19 protein-coding genes and 1 tRNA gene are annotated in these 19,889 nt (G+C 68.0%); 18 read left to right on the top strand and 2 right to left on the bottom strand.

Annotated elements, in window-relative coordinates:
* The first annotated feature begins 62 nt into the window (after positions 1 to 62).
* The 7 genes from ABOD76_RS19740 (at position 63) to ABOD76_RS19710 (ending at position 5,540) form a co-directional block, all read left to right on the top strand.
* Positions 63 to 2,093, top strand: coding sequence for a cation:proton antiporter domain-containing protein (locus tag ABOD76_RS19740; protein ID WP_350243657.1), 2,031 nt, complete (start codon positions 63 to 65; stop codon positions 2,091 to 2,093).
* Positions 2,094 to 2,172: 79 nt separating this feature from the next.
* Entirely contained in the window at positions 2,173 to 2,568 is a 396-nt protein-coding gene (locus ABOD76_RS19735) for a hypothetical protein (RefSeq protein WP_350243656.1), read from the top strand.
* Complete coding sequence (locus tag ABOD76_RS19730; protein ID WP_350243655.1) at positions 2,565 to 2,903, top strand: RNHCP domain-containing protein; 339 nt, start codon at positions 2,565 to 2,567, stop codon at positions 2,901 to 2,903. Before ABOD76_RS19735 ends, ABOD76_RS19730 begins: the two co-directional genes overlap by 4 nt.
* A gap of 28 nt (positions 2,904 to 2,931) precedes the next feature.
* Positions 2,932 to 3,105: a hypothetical protein gene (locus ABOD76_RS19725; protein WP_350243654.1), complete on the top strand. Its 174-nt coding sequence runs from the start codon at positions 2,932 to 2,934 to the stop codon at positions 3,103 to 3,105.
* Positions 3,106 to 3,107: 2 nt separating this feature from the next.
* Positions 3,108 to 4,001, top strand: a complete 894-nt coding sequence (locus ABOD76_RS19720; RefSeq protein ID WP_350243653.1) for an MBL fold metallo-hydrolase — start codon at positions 3,108 to 3,110, stop codon at positions 3,999 to 4,001.
* 146 nt (positions 4,002 to 4,147) lie between these two features.
* Positions 4,148 to 5,416 carry a phosphoribosylamine--glycine ligase gene (gene purD / locus ABOD76_RS19715; protein WP_350245316.1) on the top strand — a complete coding sequence of 423 codons (1,269 nt, stop codon included), beginning with the start codon at positions 4,148 to 4,150 and terminating at the stop codon, positions 5,414 to 5,416.
* Positions 5,417 to 5,457: 41 nt separating this feature from the next.
* Positions 5,458 to 5,540: transfer RNA gene (locus ABOD76_RS19710), tRNA-Leu, on the top strand.
* 53 nt (positions 5,541 to 5,593) lie between these two features.
* Here ABOD76_RS19710 and ABOD76_RS19705 read toward each other — a convergent pair.
* Positions 5,594 to 7,228 carry an NPCBM/NEW2 domain-containing protein gene (locus ABOD76_RS19705; RefSeq protein ID WP_350243652.1) on the bottom strand — a complete coding sequence of 545 codons (1,635 nt, stop codon included), beginning with the start codon at positions 7,226 to 7,228 and terminating at the stop codon, positions 5,594 to 5,596.
* Positions 7,229 to 7,447: 219 nt separating this feature from the next.
* On the opposite strand from ABOD76_RS19705, the gene secG reads away from it, so the two are divergent.
* From secG to ABOD76_RS19670, 7 genes are all read left to right on the top strand, one after another.
* Positions 7,448 to 7,675, top strand: a complete 228-nt coding sequence (gene secG / locus ABOD76_RS19700; protein ID WP_350243651.1) for a preprotein translocase subunit SecG — start codon at positions 7,448 to 7,450, stop codon at positions 7,673 to 7,675.
* A gap of 286 nt (positions 7,676 to 7,961) precedes the next feature.
* Positions 7,962 to 9,716 carry an ABC transporter substrate-binding protein gene (locus tag ABOD76_RS19695; RefSeq protein ID WP_350243650.1) on the top strand — a complete coding sequence of 585 codons (1,755 nt, stop codon included), beginning with the start codon at positions 7,962 to 7,964 and terminating at the stop codon, positions 9,714 to 9,716.
* Positions 9,717 to 9,795: 79 nt separating this feature from the next.
* Positions 9,796 to 10,776, top strand: coding sequence for an ABC transporter permease (locus ABOD76_RS19690; protein WP_350243649.1), 981 nt, complete (start codon positions 9,796 to 9,798; stop codon positions 10,774 to 10,776).
* A 10-nt stretch (positions 10,777 to 10,786) separates the two neighbouring features.
* Entirely contained in the window at positions 10,787 to 11,908 is a 1,122-nt protein-coding gene (locus tag ABOD76_RS19685; RefSeq protein ID WP_350243648.1) for an ABC transporter permease, read from the top strand.
* Positions 11,909 to 12,084: 176 nt separating this feature from the next.
* Complete coding sequence (locus tag ABOD76_RS19680; protein ID WP_380130057.1) at positions 12,085 to 13,131, top strand: ABC transporter ATP-binding protein; 1,047 nt, start codon at positions 12,085 to 12,087, stop codon at positions 13,129 to 13,131.
* Positions 13,128 to 14,147, top strand: coding sequence for an ABC transporter ATP-binding protein (locus tag ABOD76_RS19675; RefSeq protein ID WP_380130049.1), 1,020 nt, complete (start codon positions 13,128 to 13,130; stop codon positions 14,145 to 14,147). The genes ABOD76_RS19680 and ABOD76_RS19675 overlap by 4 nt, the downstream gene beginning before the upstream one ends.
* Before the next feature lie 126 nt (positions 14,148 to 14,273).
* The gene (locus ABOD76_RS19670; RefSeq protein ID WP_350243647.1) at positions 14,274 to 15,551 is read left to right on the top strand and encodes a DUF4139 domain-containing protein; all 1,278 of its coding nucleotides are present in this window, start codon (positions 14,274 to 14,276) and stop codon (positions 15,549 to 15,551) included.
* 55 nt (positions 15,552 to 15,606) lie between these two features.
* Here ABOD76_RS19670 and ABOD76_RS19665 read toward each other — a convergent pair whose 3' ends face one another.
* Positions 15,607 to 16,218 (bottom strand): YbhB/YbcL family Raf kinase inhibitor-like protein, encoded by a 612-nt coding sequence (locus ABOD76_RS19665; RefSeq protein ID WP_350243646.1) that lies wholly within the window; start codon positions 16,216 to 16,218, stop codon positions 15,607 to 15,609.
* A 181-nt stretch (positions 16,219 to 16,399) separates the two neighbouring features.
* On the opposite strand from ABOD76_RS19665, the gene scpA reads away from it, so the two are divergent.
* The 4 genes from scpA to ABOD76_RS19645 all read left to right on the top strand — a co-directional run bounded on the left by scpA (position 16,400) and on the right by ABOD76_RS19645 (position 19,820).
* Positions 16,400 to 18,556, top strand: a complete 2,157-nt coding sequence (scpA, locus tag ABOD76_RS19660) for a methylmalonyl-CoA mutase (RefSeq protein WP_350243645.1) — start codon at positions 16,400 to 16,402, stop codon at positions 18,554 to 18,556.
* 17 nt (positions 18,557 to 18,573) lie between these two features.
* A complete protein-coding gene (locus ABOD76_RS19655) occupies positions 18,574 to 18,972 on the top strand; it encodes a hypothetical protein (protein WP_350243644.1) in 399 nt (132 codons plus the stop codon).
* A 102-nt stretch (positions 18,973 to 19,074) separates the two neighbouring features.
* Positions 19,075 to 19,656 (top strand): VOC family protein, encoded by a 582-nt coding sequence (locus ABOD76_RS19650; RefSeq protein WP_350243643.1) that lies wholly within the window; start codon positions 19,075 to 19,077, stop codon positions 19,654 to 19,656.
* On the top strand, positions 19,653 to 19,820 hold the full coding sequence (locus tag ABOD76_RS19645) for a VOC family protein (RefSeq protein ID WP_350243642.1): 168 nt from the start codon (positions 19,653 to 19,655) through the stop codon (positions 19,818 to 19,820). Before ABOD76_RS19650 ends, ABOD76_RS19645 begins: the two co-directional genes overlap by 4 nt.
* Positions 19,821 to 19,889 lie beyond the last annotated feature (69 nt).

Below are 19,889 nucleotides of genomic sequence, written 5' to 3'. Positions count from 1 at the left end.
GGGCCTCGTCAATCGTCAGCCGAGTGCTGTGCGGCAGGGCCGCTCCCCCGCATGATGAAGGCATGATGCGTGTTCCCGCTCTGCTGCTCAGCCTCTCGGGGTCGGCCCTTGCCGCAGCCGCCGCTACCCACTCCTCCGGCCCGCCCGCCTTCCTGGGTCAACTGACGCTGCTGCTGCTGGTGGCGGCGGTGGTGGCGTACCTGTCGTTCCGGGCCGGGCTGGTCCCGATCATCGGCTTTCTGCTGGCCGGCGTCCTGGTGGGGCCGTCGCTGCTGGGCATCATCCGCGACCCGGCGCTGATCGGGGCGGCCAGCGAGATCGGCGTGATGCTGCTGCTCTTCACCATCGGCATCGAGTTCAGCCTGGACCGGCTGTCGCGCATCGCCCGGCTGATCTTCCTGGGCGGCGGCCTGCAGGTGGTGTTGACGGTGCTGGTCACGGCCGGAGTGCTGCTGCTGCTGGGCGTGGACTGGCGCAGTGGTGTCTTCACCGGCTTCCTGCTGGCGCTGTCCAGCACCGCCATCGTGCTGCGGCTGCTGCAGGAGCGCGGCGGCAGCGGCACCCGGCTGGGGCAGACGCTGCTGGGCATCCTGATCTTTCAGGACCTGGCGGTGGTGGTGATGGTGCTGCTGGTGCCGATGATGGCCGGCCAGGGGAGCGGCATCGGCGGCGTGGCGCTGGCGCTGGGCAAGGCCGTGCTGATCGTGGCGGCCGTGTTGCTGCTGGCCCGCCGGGTGGTGCCGAAGGTGCTGGAGGTGGTGGCGCGCACCTGCTCGCCGGAGATCTTCCTGCTGACCATCGTGGCCGGCTGCTTCGGGACCGCCTACCTGACCAGTCTGGCGGGAGTGTCGCTGGCGTTGGGGGCCTTTCTGGCCGGCCTGCTGGTCAGCGAGAGCCGCTTCGGGCGGCAGGCGCTGGGCGAGATCCTGCCGCTGCAGATTCTGTTCAGCGCCGCCTTCTTCCTGTCGGTGGGCCTGCAGCTGGACGTGCGCTTCCTGCTGACGCACCTGCCGCTGGTGGTGGGGGTGGTGCTGGCCATCATCGTGCTCAAGAGCGTGGTGGCCACCGCCGGCATCCGGCTGCTGCGGCTGCCGCTCTCGGTCGCGCTGCCGGGCGGCTTCCTGCTCGCCCAGATCGGGGAGTTCTCGTTCGTACTGGAGAGCAGCGGCCGGGCGCTGGGCCTGACCCCGGCCGGGCTGGGCACGGTGGGCACCCAGAGCTTCATCGCGGCCACCGTGCTGCTGATGGCCCTGACGCCCCTCACGGCCCGGCTGGGCGAGCGGCTGGGCACACGCCGCCAGGAACAGACGCAGCGGCAGCAGTTGGAAGCGGCGCAGGCGTCCACATCGGAGTCGGCGCTGGGCCAACTGAACAACCACGTGATCCTGGCGGGCTTCGGGGCGCGCGCCCAGCGGATTGCGCGGGGGCTGGCACGCGCCGGGCAGCCGTTCGGGGTACTGACGCTCAGTCCGGACGGCGCGGCGCGGGTGGCGGCCCACGACGTGCCGGTGGTGATCGGGGACTACTCGCGTCCGGCGCTGCTGAGCGAGGCGGGCATTCTGCAGGCGCGGGCGCTGGTGGTGCCGGACGACACGCCCGAGATGGCCGGACGGGTGGTCAGCGCCGCGCGCATCCTCAACCCCCGCCTGCAGATCATCGCCCACACCGACGAGCCGGATCAGGTGGCGGCGCTGCAGGACGCCGGGGCCAGCGTGGTGCTGACGGCGCAGGACGAGTCGGCTCTGGGGGCGCTGCATCACCTGGGCAGCGGCATGGACCGCGCTGAGCTGGAGCAGCAGCTGAGCGGCCCGCTGCCGGTGCGGCTGGACCCGGCGCAGCAGCAGATGTGTGAGCACGCCCACGGCCTCACGGTGGTCACGCCGGACGCGGGCGTGTGCGTGGAGTGCGTGGCGCTGGGGGACCGCTGGGTGCATCTGCGCGTGTGCATGACCTGCGGGCACGTGGGCTGCTGCGACAGCTCCAAGAACCGGCACGCGACCGCCCATGCCCAGGCCAGCGACCATCCGATCATCCACAGCCTGGAGCCGGGGGAACGCTGGGCTTACTGCTACCCCCACGACCTGACGGTGTGAGGGAGCGAGGGGCCATGTCCCGTGCCGCTGGGACAGGCGGCCACACTCGGTCGGGCGGGCCTGTGCTATCACCAGGGCCGTGAGCCGACCCGTCCCCCCGTCCCCCGCCGACCAGGGCCGCCTGCAGCTGCTGCTGGCCCTGGCGGTGATCTTCGCGCTGAGTGTGATTCCGGCCGTGAGCCGGCTGCTGCACGGCGACGCGCAGCGCCGCCTGCCGGACCTGATCTCGGCGGTCCTGACGGCGCTGCTGCTCGTCTGGCTGTACCGGGGCGCCCGGCCCGCGCTGTATCTGACGCTGGCCCTGAGCATCGGCGGCGGGGTGCTGACCGCGCTGCTCAGCGTGGTGGGCGGGTTCACGGCCTCGGGGCTGGCGGCGCTGCTCGCCGGACTGGCCTTCGCGGCGGCGGGCATCGCCATCGCCACGCTGCCGGGCATCCAGGCGTTTCTGGCGTGGCAGCGGGGGAGGGCGAGGTGACCCGCCGCTTCACGGTGCAGGGCACCAACACCAGCTTCGTGTGCCAGCACTGCGGCCTGGAGGTGCAGCCGCTGCGCAACGGGTCGGTGCGCAACCACTGCCCCGGCTGCCTGCACAGCCTGCACCTGGACATTCACCCTGGCGACCGCGCCGCCGACTGCGGCGGGCTGATGGTGCCGGTCTCGGTGGAGCAGCATCCCAAGAAGGGCTGGATGATCGTGCACCGCTGCCAGAAGTGTGGGTTCACCGGCCGCAACAAGGCCGCCCTGGACGACCCGGACCAGCCGGACAGCTACGACGAGCTGCTGCGCGTCTCGAGCCGCCCGCGCACCTGACCCGGCTGCCATCCGCTATCCTCGCCGCATGGCCCTGTGGGTATTTGCCGTCCTGATTCTGCTGTCCGCGTCGTTTGTGCTGTTCATGGCGCAAGGTCCTCTGAGAAGCACCCCCAACGTCGGCGTGCTGCGGGTGCTGGCGGCGCTGCAGTACCTCGCCGTGGTGATCCTGGTGGCGGCGCGGCTGCTGGGCCGGGCGTAGCGATGCCCGACACCCTCGATCTGCAGTTCCTGGGGCAGCCGGGCGTCATCGCCACGTACGTCTTCGACACCGGCGACGGGCTGGCGCTGGTGGACTCGGGTCCGGCCAGCACCCTGGGGGCGCTTCAGAGCGGACTGGCCACGCTGGGCGCCACCCTGGCCGACGTGCGCCATCTGCTGCTCACTCACATTCACCTGGACCACGCGGGTGCGGCCGGTAGCCTGATGGCGGCCAGTCCGGGCGCGCGGGTGTACGTGCACAGCCGGGGCGCGGGGCATCTGGCGCGGCCGGAGCGGCTGCTGGCCAGCGCCGCCCAGATCTACGGCGACCAGATGGAACGGCTGTGGGGCGAGATGCGGCCGGTGCCGGAGGAGCGCCTGACGGTGCTGGAAGGCGGCGAGACGCTGCGGCTCGGCACGCTGGAGGCCCGGCCCCTGTACACGCCGGGGCACGCGGTGCACCATCTGGCGTACCACGTGGGCGACGACCTGTACGTGGGCGACGTGGGCGGCATCCGGCTGGACGCCCGGCAGTCACCGCGCGCGCCTACCCCGCCGCCGGACATCGATCTGGAGGCCTGGGACCGGAGCATCGAGGTGCTGCGTGAGGTGCCGGCGCTCAACCTGCATCTGGCGCACTACGGCACCTACCCGCAGCAGGCCGCCCACTGGGACCAGCTGCACACCCACCTGCACGCCGACGCCCGGGTGGTGCGCGAGGGGCTGGAGGAGTCGCTGGAGGCCCAGGCCGTCACGGAACGCTACACCTCCCGGCTGATGGCCGCCCTGCAGGCCGAAGGCCCGGACCTACCGGAGCGCTACGCAGCCGCCTGCCCCCCCTGGATGAGCGTGCAGGGGCTGATCCGCTACTGGACGCGGCGGGCCGCCCGGAGCTGAGCCGCTTCCGGCAGAGGTCAGACAACACGCGGGCGGCCGTGCGCCGCTGCGGCACAGTGGGCCCGTGACCGCTTCCTTCCTCTCGGCCTGCCCTGGAGCTCCCGACCATGACTGAAGTTCCCCCAACATCTCATCAGCCCGCCGGCCTGCGCGTGCTGGTGATCGGCAGTGGCGGCCGCGAACACGCCATCGTGGACGCCCTGAGCCGCTCGCCCAGCGTGGCCGAGGTGCTGTGCAGCCCCGGAAATCCCGGCATTGCCCAGCAGGCGCGCTGCCTCGCAGGGGCCGCATCGCCGGAAGCGTACGCCCAACTGGCCGTGCAGCAGCGGGCCGACCTGGTGATCGTGGGGCCAGAAGGGCCGCTCTCGGAGGGCGTGGTGGACGCGCTGCAGCAGGTGGGCGTGCCGGCTTTCGGCCCCACCCGGGCGGCGGCCCGGCTGGAAGGCGACAAGAGCTGGAGCAAGGCGTTCATGCAGCGCCACCACATTCCCACGGCGGCCTACCAGAGCTTCGAGGCGCTGGACCCAGCCCTGGCCTACGCGGCGGCCCAGCCGCTGCCGCTGGTGGTCAAGGACGCCGGCCTGCGTGCCGGCAAGGGCGTCACCATCTGCCAGACCCACGCGGAGGCGCAGGCCGCGCTGCACGAGATCTTCCGGCAGCCGGACGCCAGCGTGGTGATCGAGGCGTTCATGCAGGGGCAGGAGGTCAGCGTGCTGGCCTTCGCGGACGGAGTGCGGGCAGTGCAGATGCTGCCCTCTCAGGACCACAAGACCATCTACGAGCAGGATCAGGGACCGATGACCGGCGGTATGGGTGTGATCTGCCCGTTCCCGCTGGAGCCCGCCGCGCAGCAGCGTATCCAGCGCGACATCCTGGACCCGGTGATGCGCGGCATGGCCGCCGAGGGCCAGCCCTTCTGCGGGGTGCTGTATGCCGGCCTGATGCTGACCGCGGACGGCCCGAAGGTGGTGGAGTTCAACGCCCGCTTCGGCGACCCGGAGGCCGAGGCGGTGCTGCCGCTGCTGCAGGGCGACCTGGCGCTCATCGCGTTGGCGTGCGCTCAGGGCCAGCTGGACCCGGCGCTGGTGCAGTTCGCGCCCGGCGCCAGCGCGGTGGTGATCCTGGCCGCGCCCGGCTATCCGGCCGAGCCGCAGCGCGATATTCCGCTGCAGCTGCCGGAACCGGGGCCACAGGAGCGGCTCTATCAGGCCGGCACCCGGCGCCTGGATGGCCAGCTGGTGTCGTCGGGCGGGCGGGTGCTGGCGGTGCAGGCGCAGGCCGCCACCCTGGCGCTCGCCCTGGGCCGCGCCTACGCTCTGGCCGACCGGGTTGGTTTCGAGGGCCGGCAGCTGCGCCGCGACATCGGCGCGCGCATCGGCGTGCATCCCGAGCCCTCCGCCCACGGCGCCGTTTGACCGCTCCGGGCGGCGCTGCTAGCATGTCCCAGCAGCAGTGAGCCGGAGTGGCGGAATTGGTAGACGCACTCGACTCAAAATCGAGCGGGAAACCGTGCGGGTTCGAGTCCCGCCTTCGGCACCACAAACAGCAGGGCCAGGACACATGTTCCTGGCCCTGCTGCCCTTCTGAAGCGCTCAGTCGGTCACGGTGGTGCCGAGCTGGATGCCCGCGTCGCGCAGCGCCTTCTGCCACTGGCTGAATTCCGCCTGTTCCTGTTCCGGACTGGCGAGGCCCAGGTTGGTGTTGTCACAGGTGTTGCCCTGCTTGTCGCAGTCGGGGATATACCACGGGCTCGGTGAGGTCTGGCTGCTCCGGACACGGCTGTTCCAGGCCACGGCGTTGGACTTCACGCTGTTGTTGCCGAACAGGCCCGCGCCCGCCTTGTACATGTTCCAGACCACCAGGCCGGTGTTCTGCGACGCGATGGGGCGGCCGTCCGGCAGCAGCCCGGAACCGATGGCCCGGTTGTCGTACAGCCGGTTTTCCAGGCCGCCCAGCACGCCCAGGGCGTAGTTGGCGGTGCCGACCACCCGGTTGTTGTAGGCCCACTGGTACCCGTTGTCGCCCAGGCGCTCGCTCTTGCCGTCGCCCAGCAGGATCCCGCCGCCCGCATAGCGCGCGTCATGCGCGGGGTCGGCGTTGTAGGCGCCCTGAATGTAGTTGTCGTGGATCTTGATCGGGCTGTCCTTGACGCCGCTGCTGAGGTACATGTTGATGTTGTCCTCCACCAGCGACTGGTACGGCGTGTTGATCACCTGATTCCAGGCGATCTCGGCCCCGCTGATGCCCTGCACCTGATTGAACTGCACGAAGTTGGTGATGGTGCGCTCGCCGCTGGTGATCGGGTTGCCGAAGCCGTCGTCCTGACGTCCGTCAATGTTGCTGGCCAGGTTGTAGCGGATGCGGACCGTGTCGCCGTCGCTGGCCTGGCCCTGCCACTGGGTCAGCCGGACGCCGCCCTGCTGGCGGACCACGTTGTGCTCGAAGGTCAGGCGGCGCGCCTGGAACAGGCTGACGGCCATGGGCGCGCTGCGGCCCCGGATGCGCGGCCGCTGCCCCTCAAACACCGTGTTGGTGACGGTCAGCCGGTTGCCGGTGCCCTCAATCAGCCCGTAGTGGCCCACCCCGCGGATTCGGCTACGGGTGATGGTGACCGGGTCGCTGGTGCGGACGATCACGGCCGGCGTGTTGGGGTCGGTGCTTTCCCAGGCGCCGGAGTAGGTGCCGCCCTGCGTGATCACGATCGGGCCGCCCCACGGTTCGCAGGTCAGGGTGGGCGTGAGCCAGTCGGCGCGCGCGTCGGCCTCGCCGGACACCACCAGCCGCATCGTCTGGGCGCCCATCACGTCCACCTGCACCGGACGCGCCGCCTGACCGCTGCGGACCGGGCCGCTGTCGAAGCGCTTCTGGTCGTCGGCAAAGACCTGGAAGGTCAGGGCATTCTGGCTGCGCGTCTGATCGTCGAGCCCGATCCTGACATTCAGGCGGTCGCAATTGCCGTTCAACCGGAACACCAGCTCCGAGGGGGCCCGGACCACGTAGCCGTGAGGAAAGGCGCTGCCTCCCACGGACAGCGGCGTGACGGTCTTGTCTTTGCTGCCCGGCGTGGGCGAGGTGCGTTCCAGACCGGTGGCCGAGACCGGTTTCAGGGTGACGAGATCCTGGCTCCCGGACAGCACGGCGGCGAGAGGTGTGCAGGCGTTCAGCAGCAGGCAGCTCAGCGGCACCAGCAGGGGCCGGAGCGCCCGGGTGGGCAGATTGGTGGACATGGGTGGGCCTCCCTCAGAGGTCAGTGTGGCGGCGATGCATGATTTCGGGATGATGACGCGTGGTGGAGCAGCGGCGACCACCCTCTCCGCTGCAGATGCTATACACTGCTCGGCGGCCCCGCACAACCCGGCGAGGCCGGCCGGAGGCGCTCACCACTCCGCGTGCCCTGCTTCAATCCTGATTTTTCCGCCTCCAGTGAGGCGTTTTGCGAGGTTCTCATGTCCATTCTGATTCTGTTCATCGTGCTGTTTGCCCTGGCGTGCGTGGGGCTGGTGTTCTTCGTGCTGCTGCAGGTGCCGAAGCAGGCGGGCCTCAGCGCCTCCCTGGGCGGCGGCGGCGACCTGTTCGGCGGGCGCGGCGTGGAAGGTGGCCTGATTCGCATTTCCAGCGTACTGGGCGGAATTTTCATGCTGCTGGCTCTGCTGATCGACATCGTTTCGCGTTAAGTCTTCCCTGGCAGTCACCTCCTCATTCGGGGAGGTGACTTTTCGTTTGTATACTTCACTCCTCATAATTATGCATACCGTGTGAATGGTCCTCATCTCGCCCAAGTCCGATGGGCAGGGCGTTCGCAATGCCTTGACCGTTTCTTGACCTGACTAGCCATATTGCCTATATTGACCTCGCTGGAACCCCACACAACGCCGGTCATGATCCCAACCTAGAAACTCACTGCAATTGAGTTTCGCCGCTGGGTGCGATGTTGTTTTATCCAGACCAGGAGGAATGCCCATGAAGAAGACCTTGTTTCTGCTTGCTGCACTCACGCTGGGAACCAGCTCGGCGGCTCCGTTCGTCTGGCCGGCCAAGTGGAGCGCCGACCCGGCCAGCTCCGCTAAGAAGGGTGGCGAGTTTCGCAGCTACCAGATCAGCGATTACAAGACCCTCAACCCCTTCACGTCCGCCGAGGCCGACAGCCTGCCGGACCTGATGACCCTGAACGGCGCGACCCTGTTCAAGCAGGACCCCGCCACCGACGGCTTCATCCCGTACATGGCCGAGAGCATGCCGGTGGTCAGCAACAGCAACAAGCGCTTCGTGGTCAAGATCCGTCAGGGCATGAAGTTCAGTGACGGACAGCCGATCACCGCCGACGACTGGATCACCACCTGGAAGATCCACACCGACGACAAGGTCGGCAGCAACAGCTACGACAGCTTCTTCATCAGCGAGAAGCCCATCACCATCAAGAAGATCAACGACTACACCCTGCAGTTCGACTTCCCGCAGGCGGACGCCACCGCCTACGTGAAGATGAGCTTCGTGCCGTGGCCCGACCACGTGTTCGGCAAGGCCTACCGTGCCGGTGGCGCGGACGCCATCAAGAAGCTGTGGGGCCTGAACACCGATCCCAAGAGCATCGTGTCGCCCGGCGCCTGGACGCTGAGCAGCTACAGCCCCGGCCAGCGCGCCGTGCTGAAGAAGAACACCTACTGGGGCGAGTGGAACAAGGACAGCGCCGGCGCCTCGCTGCCGTACCTGGACACCCAGTCCTACCGCATCGTGAAGGACCTGAACGCGGGTCTGGCCACCTACCTGGCCGGTGACATCGACAGCTTCGGGGCCAGCAAGGCCGACGACCTGGCGCAGATCAAGAAGGCCATCGACGCCGGCACCCTGAAGGCGACCCTGCTGCCCAACGTGAGCCCGGCGGCCACCAGCCAGTGGATCGTGTTCAACTGGAACAAGACCAGTGACCCCTTCCACCAGAAGCTGTTCCGCGACGTGCGCTTCCGCCACGCGATGAGCATGGTGGCCAACCGCCAGGCGATGGTTCAGCTGGCGCTGGGCGGTCTGGGCAACCCGACCTACTACAGCGTCTACCCGGTGTTCAAGAACTTCATCAGTGACGACGCGCCCAAGTACGAGTACAACCTGGCCGGCGCGACCAAGCTGCTGGCGCAGATGGGCTTCACCAAGAAGGGCAGCGACGGCATCCTGGTGAACGCTCAGGGTCAGAAGCTGGAGTTCAACCTCTCCACCAACGCCGGCAACAACGTGCGTGAGCAGCTGGGCCGCATCTTCGCCGACGAGGCCAAGAAGATCGGCGTCAAGGTGAACTTCACCCCGATCGACTTCAACAACCTGGTGGGCCAGCTGACCGACAAGGGCGACGACCGCAAGTTCGACGCGATCCTGCTGGGCCTCTCGGGCGGCGACAACATCTGGCCCTTCGGTACCAACGTCGTGCCGTGCGGCACCAACCTGCACAGCTACAACAACCCGGCCAACGGCAAGTGCCTGACCAGCCAGGAGCAGCTGATGACCAAGCTGTTCTACCAGGGCCAGAGCACGCTGGACCAGGCGGCCCGCCAGAAGATCGGCGACCAGCTGCTCAAGGTTGAGGGTGAGCTGCAGCCGGTGGTCTACCTGGTCGGCACCAGCTACCACGTCACCTACAACAACCGTCTGGGTGGTCAGTTCCCGAAGGAGCTGATGAACAGCTACTACGGCTCGCGCAACATCGAGACCACCTTCATCAAGTAAGTTCCGCCGCAAAACGGGGGTGGCCCAGCAAGTTGGGGCTGCCCCTTTCCCCTGAATGCCCCGCGAAAGGAGGCAAAACGTGGCGATCTTTCTCCTCAGGCGGTTGCTGAACCTGCTCCCGACCTTCCTGCTGGCCAGCGTGCTGGTCTTTTTCATCATCTACCTGGCTCCCGGTGACTTTCTGACGCCGGCCCGCCTGAACCCGGGCATCTCGGCCCAGCAGCTCCACAACCTGGCGGAGCGCTTCGGGCTGGACCGGCCGGTCTACCAGCAGTACCTGCAGTGGCTGTGGAACATGCTGCACGGCGACCTGGGCCTGAGCTTCCAGTACACCCAGCCGGTGCTGGACGTGGCGTGGCCCCGGGTGGTCAACAGCATGAAGCTGGTGGCCGTGTACCTGGTGCTGTTCTACGCCATCAGCATTCCGCTGGGCGTGTACGGCGCGGTCCGGCAGTACTCGCTGGGCGACCGGATCAGCGGCGTGGTGTTCTACTTCCTGCTGGGCTTCCCGAGCTTCTTCATTGCGCTGCTGGCCATCTTCGGGATTCTGAAGCTGCGTCAGGCCACCGGCTGGCAGATCCCCATCGGCGGCATGACCAGCAACAACTATGACCAGCTCAGCGCCGCCGGGAAGTTCTGGGACACCTTCAAGCACCTGATCATTCCGGGGCTGGTGCTGGCGGTGGGCGACGTGGCCGGCTTCACCCGCGTGCTGCGCGGCCAGATGCTGGAGCACCTGCGCAGCGACTTCATCCGCACCGCCCGCAGCAAGGGGGTGCCGGAGTTCAGCGTGGTGTACAAGCACACCCTGCGCAACGCCATCATTCCCTTCGTGGCCGGCATCGGCGGCCTGCTGCCCACATTGATCGGTGGAGCAGGATTTGTGGAGGTGGTGTTCGCGTATCCTGGGATCACGCCGATGCTGCTCGACGCCCTGAATGCCCAGGATTTCTATCTGATTGCCGGCTTCAGCGTGCTGACCATGGTGCTGCTGTTCTTCGGCAACGCCATCAGCGACATCCTGCTCACCATGGTTGACCCCCGGATCCGGTATTCCTGATGAGGCGCGCATGACCACCACGGCATCCTCCCCCAAAGTTGTCCACCGTTCCCAGACCCAGCTGAGCGTCGCCTGGACCCAGTTTCGCAAGAACAAACTGGCGGTCACCGGCGGCATCTTCATCATCCTGCTGTACCTGATGGCCATCTTCGCGCCGTTCCTGGCGCCGGACGGGCTAAGCAACTACAGCACCACCGACATCACGGCGTTCCGCAAGCCGACGCCGCTGCACATCCACAATCCCAAGACCGGGCAGTGGGGTCTGTATGTGGATCAGTTCGCGCAGCAGCTGAACATGACTACCTTCCAGCAGGAGTTCAGCCCCACCGGCAAGACCTGCCCGGTTCATTTTTTCGTGCAGGGCGACCCGTACCGGATTCTGGGCATTCCCGGCTCGCTCCACCTGTTCGGCACCGGCGATCCCAGCTGCAAGGTGTTCCTGTGGGGGGCCGAGGCGTTGGGCCGTGACCTGCTGACCCGCACGCTCTACGCCTCGCAGATCTCGCTGACCATCGGCGTGCTGTCGGTGCTGCTCAGCACCCTGATCGGCATCGTGATGGGCGCGCTGGCCGCCTTCTTCGGCGGCTGGGTGGACAACCTGATCAACCGCTCCATCGAGGTGATCTCGGCCATCCCGTACCTGTTCCTCCTGTTCCTGCTGCGCTCCATCTTCCCGCAGAGCATCAACCCGCTGCTGGCGCTGTTCGTGATTCTGGGCATGCTGGCCTTCATCAGCTGGGGCGGACTGGCCCGCACCATCCGCAGTCAGCTGCTGTCGGTGCGCGAGCAGGACTACGTGACGGCCGCCAACTCGCTGGGCGCGTCGCAGTCGCGCATCATGTTCCGGCACATGATTCCCAGCATGACCACCTACCTGATCGTGACGCTCAGCCTCTCGATTCCCGGCACCATCCTTCTGGAGAGCAGCCTGAGCTTCCTGGGCATCGGCGCGGTGGAGCCGAACGTCAGCTGGGGCACCCTGCTGAGTCAGGCGCAGGAGGCCGGCATCGCGAGCATCACCGACCGCCCCTGGATGCTGATTCCCGGCTTTTTCATCGTGTTCACGGTGATGTGCTATCAGCTGCTGGGCGACGGTCTGCGCGACGCCTTTGACCCACGCCGCCGGCAGTGACGCACAGAGCGCAGGCTTTGTATACAATCCTGCTATCATGCGCGCCAGACGGCAGGGCCACGGTGCCCTGCCAACGCAGACCGTCAGCATCGAGGCCGGCACGTCGCAAGACAGCGGAAGCGTTCTTGTAAGGAGGACGAATGACACAGAAATCAGCTGAAGCGGCGAGTCCGGTCATGGGTACCGCGCTGCATCCGGAGGCCGATGTCCTGCTGGACGTCAAGGGCCTCAAGACCTACTTCTACACCGACGAGGGCGTCGTCAAGAGCGTGGACGGCGTGACCTTTCACATCAAGCGGGGCGAGACGCTGGCCGTGGTGGGCGAGTCGGGGTCCGGCAAGAGCGTGACCAGCCTCAGCATCATGCGGCTGATCGCCTCCCCGCCCGGCAAGATCGCGGACGGTGAGGTGCTGTTCCGGGGCAAGGACGGCCAGATCAAGAACCTGGTGACACTGCCGGAAGCCGAAATGCGCAAGATCCGCGGCAACGACATCTCGATGATCTTCCAGGAGCCGATGACCAGCCTCAACCCGGTGTACAGCGTCGGTGACCAGATCGCCGAGGCGGTGATGCTGCACCAGGGCAAGAACCGCCGCGAGGCGATGGAAGTGGCCACCAGCATGCTGGAACTGGTGGGCATTCCGGCCGCCAAGAAGCGCGTCAACGAGTACCCGCACCAGATGTCCGGCGGCATGCGTCAGCGCGTGATGATCGCCATGGCGCTGTCGTGCAACCCGGCCCTGCTGGTGGCCGACGAGCCGACCACCGCGCTCGATGTGACGATCCAGGCGCAGATTCTGGACCTGATGCGCAAGCTGCAGAAGGACATCGGCATGAGCATCCTGTTCATCACGCACAACCTGGGCGTGGTGGCCGAGATGGCCGACCGCGTCGTGGTGATGTACGGCGGCCGCGTGGTGGAGGAGGGCGACGTGCTGGAGATCTTCAAGGCGCCCAAGCACCCCTACACCATGGGCCTGCTGAATAGCATGCCGCGCGTGGACCACGAAGCGGAGGCGCCCGGCGAGCGCAAGCAGCGTCTGGAGGCCATTCCTGGCAACGTGCCCAACCCGCTGCACCTGCCGCCCGGCTGTGTGTTCGAGCCGCGCTGCAAGTTCGCGATTCCCGACTGCAGCAAGGCGGTCCCGGCCCTGATCGACACGGGGGGCGGCCATACCAGCCGCTGCATCCGCTCGCATGAATTTGGAGAGGTGAAGGCATGACCGCTGTGGTGGACCGGAACACGATCCGCAAACTGCCCGCCATGGGGGAGCCGCTGGTGGAGGTCAAGGATCTCCAGAAGTTCTTCCCGATCCGGGGCGGCCTGCTGTCGCGCGTGGTGGGCAATGTGCAGGCGGTCAACGGCGTCAGCTTCTCCCTCAGGCGTGGCGAAGTGGTCGGCGTGGTGGGCGAGTCGGGCAGCGGCAAGACCGTGATGGGCCGCACCCTGCTGCGGCTGCTGGAGCCGACCGGCGGCCAGATCATCTTCAACGGCAAGGACATCACCCGCATCGGCAAGAGTGAACTGCGCGACTACCGCCGCGAGATGCAGGTGATCTTCCAGGACCCGTTCGCCAGCCTCAACCCGCGCATGACCATCTCCGAGATCATCGGGGAGGCGCTGCAGATCCACAACCTGCACCCGGGCAAAGCACGAGTGGAGCGCATCGCCGAGTTGCTGACCCGGGTGGGTCTGCGGCCCGAGACGATGGGGCGTTACCCGCACGAGTTCTCGGGCGGTCAGCGTCAGCGCATCGGGATTGCGCGCGCGCTGGCGGTAGACCCGGCCTTCATCGTGGCCGACGAGCCGACCTCCGCGCTGGACGTCTCGATTCAGGCGCAGGTGGTGAACCTGCTGCAGGACCTGCAGGAGGAACTGGGCCTGACGGTGCTGTTCATCGCCCACGACCTCGCGGTGGTGGAGTACATCTGCGACCGCATCATCGTGATGTATCTGGGCAAGATCATGGAGATCGCGCCCAGCCGCGAGCTGAACCGCAACCCCAAGCACCCGTACACCGAGGCGCTGCTGTCGGCCGCCCCGATCCCCGACCCGACCGTGAAGCGTCAGCGCATCATTCTGGAAGGCGACATTCCCAGCCCCATCAACCCGCCGAGTGGCTGCGTGTTCCGCACGCGCTGCCGGTACGCCATTCCCGAGTGCGCCATGGTGGTGCCGCCGCTGCTGGAAGTCAGCCCCGGCCACTTCAAGGCCTGCATCCGCGACGACATTCTCTAAAGTTGCTGCAAGGCCATGCCCCCACCCCCAGCCGGGTGGGGGTTTTTGATGGGCAGCTGACGCCGCGCCCGGAACAGCTCCTGGCATTCTCATATCGCGTCAGGTGCTGCAGCTCACACTTCAGACATGAAGACCGCACTTGCTGCCCTGACCGCCGCCGTCCTGCTCGGCACTGCCAGCGCCACCGACCTGCGCATCTACCAGAACTTCGGGGAGGTGCGCGACACGGCTGCCGTCCAGCAGGGTCGCGTGACGGTCAGCCTGCCCATCAACCTCTACGGCAGCATCCTGCCGGACTCGCTGGATCTGGACGGCGTGAACGTCACCTCGCGCTCGCTGGTGCAGCAGGCCAACTGGTTGGCCACCCTGGAGGGGCAGCCGGTGACGTTGCTGGAGGACGGAAAGCGAGAGCGGGTGACGCTGGTGCGCGCCCGCGACCTGCTGATCAAGGATGCTCAGGGTCAGTACCGCACCGTGCCGGCCGAGCGCCTGGCCTTCGATCAGGTGCCGCCGGAGAACCCACTCTCGCCGTCATGGCTGGCCAGCTTCACGGTGGCGGGCAGCGGCACGCCCACCCTGACCTACCTGACGCGGGCGCTCAGCTGGACGCCGCGTTACACGCTTAAGCTGTCCGGCAGCGCGGCGAGCCTCTCGGCGCTGGCCGACCTGCGCAACGGCTCGGATCAGCCGTTCAACGTCTCGGCCGCCGAACTGTACGCCGGCGACGTGCCGCTGGAGAACGGCCAGCCGATGCCGGCGCCGTACGCGCGGGCCGAGATGGCGGCCCCCGTCGCCGCTGACAGTATGGGCGTGCCCAAGGTCAGCAGCCAGGGCGAACTGCGCGGTCTGTACCGCTACGGTCTGCAGGGGGCCTTCACGCTGCCGGCCAACGGCAGCGTCAGCCTGCCGTTCCTGAACCCGAAGGTGAGCAGCTTCGAGCGCTACGGAGTGCTGGAGCGCGGCTTTTCGGCGGGTGGAGATCAGGGCAACCTGGACCGGGGCTACCGGCTCAAGACCGACACCGAACTGCCGGGCGGCCCGGTCACGGTGCGCGAGGACGGCCGTCTGGTGGGCCAGGTCAGCGTGGACACCACCCCCGCCGGTACCGCGCTGGAGCTGGACCTGGGCACCGACCCGGACCTGACCTACACCCGCAGCGCGGTGAGCAGCAAGGTGGCCGGCGGCACCGCCATCCGCGTGACCTACACCTTCCAGAACGCCAAAGACCGACCGGTGCGCTTTGAGGTCACCGAGCAGGGGCTCAGCAGCCGCGCGGCGCTAACCGGTCAGGCCACCCGCACCGCCACCAACGGTCTGCTGGTTCGGGTGGACGTGCCGGCGAAGCAGGGCACCACCCCTGGCAAGTTGGTGCAGACCTTCACCGTGACAGTACCGGCGAACTGAACAGGGAAAGCAGAGGGAGCCACGGCATTGCGCCGTGGCTCCCTCCTCCGTGTGGTCAGCGGCCGTACAGGCCGGTGGTGCTGGCCTTGGCCAGCGTGATGCCGTTCAGATTGAAGCCCACGATCGCCTGACTGGCGCCGGTGGGCAGGTCCAGCGTCTTGTTCAGGGCGTACACGGTGAAGATGTACCGGTGCGGCTCGCCGGGCGGGGGGCAGGGGCCCAGGTACGCCGTGGTGCCGGCATCATTCACGCCCTGGACGGCACCGGCCGGCAGGCTGCCGCCCGTGCTGCCGGCGCCGGCGGGTAGGCTGGTCGTTGTGGCCGGCAGGTTGTAGACCGTCCAGTGCCGGAAGCCACTCCCTGTGGGGGCGTCCGGGTCGTACGCCGTGACCACGAAGCTGACGGTTCCGGCCGGGGCGCCGGTCCAGCTGAGCGCGGGGGAGATGTTTCCGCCGCCGCAGTCGCTGCCCACCTGGGCCAGGCTGATCGGGCCGCCGTTGCGGAAGCTGTTGCTGAAGACGGTGAGGGTGCCGGCCGGAACGGTGGGAGCCGGCTGGGCCACGTTGAGGCGGCCGGGAGTGGCGGCGGTGGGGCCGGTCAGGGCGGGGGCGCAACTGGCCAGCAGGCCAGCGCTGAGGACGGCGGTCAGCAGGGTGCGGGTGTTCATGGGGCCTCCGGGGTGCAGGTAGTGTGCTCCACCATTGAACGGTGGCCCCAACAGCGCACAACGCTGCAAGGCCCACAATTGTCCATCAGGTGAGAGGAAACGTAAGGTGGCCCCAAGGCCGCGGGCGGCCGTTCCACCAGTGCCAAACGTTCGTTATCATGGCGCTGACCAAGGAGGCCGCATGACCACGCCCACCCCCGACCTCACGGCCTGGAAGGCGCTCGCCCGCAAGGACCTGCGCGGCGCCGAGCCGGAGAGTCTCAACCGCGTCACGCCGGAGGGCCTGACCCTCAAGGCGCTGTACACCCGCCAGGATCTGGACGGCCTGGACGTGGACACCCTGCCGGGCCTGCCGCCCTACCTGCGCGGCCCGCGCGCCACCATGTACGCCGCGCGGCCCTGGACCGTGCGCCAGTACGCCGGCTTCTCCACCGCCGAGGAGAGCAACCGCTTCTACCGCCGCAATCTGGCGGCCGGACAGAAGGGGCTGTCGGTGGCCTTTGATCTGGCGACCCACCGCGGCTACGACAGCGACCATCCGCGCGTGGTGGGCGACGTGGGCAAGGCCGGCGTGGCCATCGACACGGTGGAGGACATGCGGCTGCTCTTCGACGGCATTCCGCTGCAGGAAATGTCGGTCAGCATGACCATGAACGGGGCGGTGCTGCCGATCCTGGGGGCCTTCATCGTGGCGGGCGAGGAGCAGGGCGTGGCGCGCGCCCAGCTGTCCGGGACCATCCAGAACGACATCCTCAAGGAGTTCATGGTCCGCAACACCTACATCTATCCGCCGGAGCCGAGCATGCGGATCGTGGCGGACATCATCGCGTACACGGCCGCCGAGATGCCGCGCTTCAACAGCATCAGCATCAGCGGCTACCACCTGCAGGAGGCGGGCGCCAACGCTGCGCTGGAGCTGGCCTACACCCTGGCCGACGGTCTGGAGTACGTGCGGGCGGCGCTGGCCCGCGGCCTGGACATCGACAGCTTCGCGCCCCGGCTGAGCTTCTTCTTTGCCATCGGCATGGACTTCTACACCGAGGTGGCCAAGCTGCGCGCCGCCCGGCTGCTGTGGAGCGAGCTGATGCAGCAGTTCTCGCCGCAGAACCCGCTGAGCAGCGCCCTGCGGACCCACTGCCAGACCAGCGGCTGGAGCCTGACCGAGCAGGACCCCTATAACAACATCGTGCGCACCACCATCGAGGCGATGGCGGCGGTGTTCGGCGGCACCCAGAGCCTGCACACCAACAGCTTCGACGAGGCCACCTCGCTGCCCACCGAGTTCTCGGCGCGCATCGCCCGCAACACCCAGCTGATCGTGCAGGAGGAAACGGGCATTCCCGCCGTCGTCGACCCGTGGGGCGGCAGCTTCATGATGGAGCGCCTCACCCACGATCTGGCGCAGGAGGCGCGCCGGCTGATGGCTGAGGTGGAAGGGCTGGGCGGCATGGCCCGCGCGATCTCGTCGGGCGTGCCCAAACTGCGCATTGAGGAGTCGGCGGCCCGTAAGCAGGCGCGCATCGAGCGCGGCGAGGACGTGATCGTGGGGGTCAACAAGTACCGTGCCGCCGAGCCGACCCCGGTGGAGGTGCTGGACATCGACAACGCCGCTGTGCGGGACGCGCAGGTGGCGCGGCTGGCGCAGGTGCGCGCCCAGCGCGACCCGCAGGCGGTGCAGGCGGCCCTGCAGGCGCTGGAGCAGGCGGCCCGCGACGGCAGCGGCAACCTGCTGGCGCTCAGCGTGGAGGCGATGCGGGCGCGCGCCACGGTGGGCGAGGTCAGCGACGCGCTGGAGCGGGTCTGGGGCCGGCACAGCGCGGTGGTGCAGACGCTGAGCGGCGTGTACGCCCAGGGCATGCAGGACGACCAGGGCTTCGCGGCGCTGCGGGACGAGGTGGCCCACTTCGCCGCCGAGGAGGGCCGCCGGCCCCGCATGCTGGTGGTCAAGATGGGGCAGGACGGCCACGACCGGGGGGCCAAGATCATCGCCACCGCCTTTGCCGACCTGGGCTTCGACGTGGACGTGGGGCCGCTGTTCCAGACGCCGGAGGAAGCCGCCCGTCAGGCCATCGAGAACGACGTGCATGTGGTGGGCGTGTCGAGTCAGGCGGCCGGGCACAAGACGCTGATTCCGGCGCTGATTGCGGCGCTGCGCGCGCAGGAGGCGGGCGACATCCTGGTGATCGCGGGCGGGGTGATTCCGCAGCAGGACTACGCCGCCCTGCGGGAGGCGGGCGTGGCGGGCATCTTCGGGCCGGGCACGCCGATCCTGGACAGTGCGGGGGCCGTCCTGCGGCTGATCCGTGAGCGGCAGGCGGCCAGTTCTCCGTCAGCCTGATGTGCAAGGCTGGGGGCATGAAGAGTCCGCTGCTGTGCCTGGCTGTGCTGACCGCTCTCCCCACCGCTGGTGCGGCCACCCCGCTGCTGCGCCCGGTGCCGCTCACGCCCGCCTGTCAGAAGGCGGGCTACACCGTGCTGCAGGACAGCGCCGGGCACGCGCGAGTGCTGCGGTACGTGCGCCTGACCCCAGACAACACCCTGCGCCTGACCCAGTACTACGACGCGAGCGGCCGCCTGCTGAGCCTGAAAGCCAGCGCCAACGGCTTCGTGGGCCAGCTGTACACCCTGACGGCGCGGCTGGACGGCCGTGGCCGCATCGTTTCCGAGACCGGCTACCGTGCCAAGTTCGATCACACCGATCTGAAGACCCTGATCCGGGACGTGGCGGCGGTCAAAGCAGGGCAATGCCCCTGAATTATATGCCGGGTCTTGAAGCGATAAACCTTATTACGTATTGGACATAAAATCAAATGTAACCTATACTTCTGTTGAACGCGCAAACAACAGGAGGAATCCATGACATATGCTGCCGGACTGCCAAGCTGGACGGACCTGACGACCACTGCCCCGGAGCCGTGCCGGGCGTTTTACAGCGCCCTGTTCGGCTGGGTCTACGGAGAGAGCGCCAGCGAGTACGGCGGCTACGCGATGGCCTTTCAACAGGGCCGGGTGGCCGCGGGCCTGGCCCCCAGGCCCGCCGGGGCTGGCGTACCGAGCGTCTGGACCGTCTACTTTGCCAGCGATGACCTGGAAGCGGACGCCGCGCGTGTGCAGGCGTTGGGTGGCCAGACGGTGGTGGCCCCGATGCAGGTGGGCGAGCAGGGGCATATGGGGGTGTTCAGCGACCCGACTGGCGCGGTCTTCGGGCTGTGGCAGTCGGGCGCGCACCAGGGTGCCGAGAACCGGGACGATCAGGGAAGTGTGGTGTGGGTGGAGGTGCACACCCCGGACTCGGCACGGGCTGCCGCCTTCTACACCGCCCTTCTGCGGGCGGACAGCGTTCCGGTGCCGGGCATGGACTACCTTCAGCTGCACCGGAACGGCGAGGGGTATGCCGGCGTAATGGGCGAGGAGGGGGTCGCCCGGCCCGCTGGTTGACCTACTTCTACGTCACGGACGTGGATCAGGCGTTCCATGTGGCGACCGAGCAGGGCGGTCAGGTGCTGGAGCCGCCGATGGATACGCCGTATGGACGCATGGCGTTGCTGGCTGATCCGTCGGGCGCGTCGTTCTCGGTCATGACCCCCACGCCGCTCGCCTGAGCCGCAGGCCGCGGCCCCACCGTCACGTGCAGGTCCGGCGGTGGGGCCTTCTGATGTGTGGTGTCAGGC

The organism is Deinococcus sonorensis KR-87 (assembly GCF_040256395.1).
Classification (GTDB): domain Bacteria; phylum Deinococcota; class Deinococci; order Deinococcales; family Deinococcaceae; genus Deinococcus; species Deinococcus sonorensis.
The sequence above is the reverse complement of the archived record's forward strand: the minus strand, read 5'-3'. Positions and strand labels throughout refer to the sequence as shown.

Excerpts from the sequence above, each read along its gene's own strand:
- ABOD76_RS19740 (WP_350243657.1), top strand. The coding sequence starts at position 63 with ATGATGCGTGTTCCCGCTCTGCTGCTCAGCCTCTCGGGGTCGGCCCTT.
- ABOD76_RS19725 (WP_350243654.1), top strand. The coding sequence starts at position 2,932 with ATGGCCCTGTGGGTATTTGCCGTCCTGATTCTGCTGTCCGCGTCGTTT.
- ABOD76_RS19720 (WP_350243653.1), top strand. The coding sequence starts at position 3,108 with ATGCCCGACACCCTCGATCTGCAGTTCCTGGGGCAGCCGGGCGTCATC.
- ABOD76_RS19705 (WP_350243652.1), bottom strand. The coding sequence starts at position 7,228 with ATGTCCACCAATCTGCCCACCCGGGCGCTCCGGCCCCTGCTGGTGCCG.
- secG (WP_350243651.1), top strand. The coding sequence starts at position 7,448 with ATGTCCATTCTGATTCTGTTCATCGTGCTGTTTGCCCTGGCGTGCGTG.
- ABOD76_RS19695 (WP_350243650.1), top strand. The coding sequence starts at position 7,962 with ATGAAGAAGACCTTGTTTCTGCTTGCTGCACTCACGCTGGGAACCAGC.
- ABOD76_RS19685 (WP_350243648.1), top strand. The coding sequence starts at position 10,787 with ATGACCACCACGGCATCCTCCCCCAAAGTTGTCCACCGTTCCCAGACC.
- ABOD76_RS19680 (WP_380130057.1), top strand. The coding sequence starts at position 12,085 with ATGGGTACCGCGCTGCATCCGGAGGCCGATGTCCTGCTGGACGTCAAG.
- ABOD76_RS19675 (WP_380130049.1), top strand. The coding sequence starts at position 13,128 with ATGACCGCTGTGGTGGACCGGAACACGATCCGCAAACTGCCCGCCATG.
- ABOD76_RS19670 (WP_350243647.1), top strand. The coding sequence starts at position 14,274 with ATGAAGACCGCACTTGCTGCCCTGACCGCCGCCGTCCTGCTCGGCACT.
- ABOD76_RS19665 (WP_350243646.1), bottom strand. The coding sequence starts at position 16,218 with ATGAACACCCGCACCCTGCTGACCGCCGTCCTCAGCGCTGGCCTGCTG.
- scpA (WP_350243645.1), top strand. The coding sequence starts at position 16,400 with ATGACCACGCCCACCCCCGACCTCACGGCCTGGAAGGCGCTCGCCCGC.
- ABOD76_RS19655 (WP_350243644.1), top strand. The coding sequence starts at position 18,574 with ATGAAGAGTCCGCTGCTGTGCCTGGCTGTGCTGACCGCTCTCCCCACC.
- ABOD76_RS19650 (WP_350243643.1), top strand. The coding sequence starts at position 19,075 with ATGACATATGCTGCCGGACTGCCAAGCTGGACGGACCTGACGACCACT.